1 protein-coding gene is annotated in these 1,132 nt (G+C 70.1%); it reads right to left on the minus strand.

What is annotated here, in order from left to right; translation table 11 throughout:
- A partial coding sequence (locus AB0L40_RS27895; protein WP_364362077.1) for an IS110 family transposase occupies positions 1-1,091 on the minus strand: 1,091 nt, incomplete at its 3' end.
- Between the last annotated feature and the right edge of the window lie 41 nt (positions 1,092-1,132).

Raw genomic sequence — 1,132 nt, forward strand, 5'->3', positions numbered from 1 at the left:
CAGGCGGTGGTGGCGGTCTCCCAGCAGAAGTGCGAGAGCTCCCGCGCGACCGCGATCGCGACGATCGCGGGCCGCTTCCCACGCTCGACCTCGAGGCGCTGCCAGCGACCGTAGAGCCGTCGTTGCGCGCGCCACGCACAGTCGATCGCCGCGGCCGGCGCGTCCTGCTGGCGGCGCTTCAGGGTGCTGCTCATCCGCGGCGGCTTGCGGTAGTGCCAGGCCGCCTCGACCAGCAGTCGGCGGGCGTGCACCGATCCGGCCTTGGTGATCGAGCCCTGACGGCGCTTCTCGCCGGAGGTGTTCTCCGACGGCACGATCCCGAGGAACGCGGAGAGCATGGTCGGCTTCTTGAACCGTTCGAAGTCGCGGACCTCGGCGCACAGCCCCAGCGCGGTCAGCGTCGAGATGCCACGCATGCACCGCAGGCGGGTCACTTGGTCGGTGAAGACGCAGTTCGCGGCGACCTGCTCGATCGTGTGGTCCAGTTCGTCGCGGCGGGCGAGCAGTGTGTCGTGGGCGTGGAGGTAGTCCTGGAACGTCGCTTCGCTGGCGGGGTCGGAGAAGCGCAGCGTGTTGAGCCAGTCGCGGTGCGCCATCGTCCACGCCTGCGCCGGTCCGGTCCAGTAGATCTCCCTGCGCAACAGCAGCTTCCCGATCCGGTGGCGGGCACGCATCAGATCACCACGGACATCCTCCCTCGCGCGGATCAGGTCGCGCACGTTCTCCTGCTGAACGGTCGGGACCGTGACCTCGGTCAGCTGACCTGCGGCCAGCAACCTGGCGAGCTTCATCGCGTCCCTGGCGTCGGTCTTGATCCGCGAGCCCGGCCCCGCGGTCGGGAGCAGACCCGGTGCACAGACCCGCATGTCGATGCCGCTGTCGCGGCCCCGACGCACGAGGCCGTAGCCGGTCGGTCCGGCCTCGTAGACCGCCCGCACCGGGCCCTCCAGGCCGGCGAGGTACGGCAGCACCTCGTGCGGCCGCCCGTAGATCGTGTTCTTCTGGATCTCGCCCGTGGCGTCGTCGACGACCGCGATCGCGGTCCTCTTGGCGTGCACATCGAGTCCCACCCAGCGCGTACCGTTGCTCATGGCCGGTGACCTCCATCGTTGTGGTCACGCCGCAGCCCGCT

It is taken from the genome of Patulibacter sp. NPDC049589, assembly GCF_040675535.1.
In the GTDB taxonomy this organism is placed as follows: domain Bacteria; phylum Actinomycetota; class Thermoleophilia; order Solirubrobacterales; family Solirubrobacteraceae; genus Patulibacter.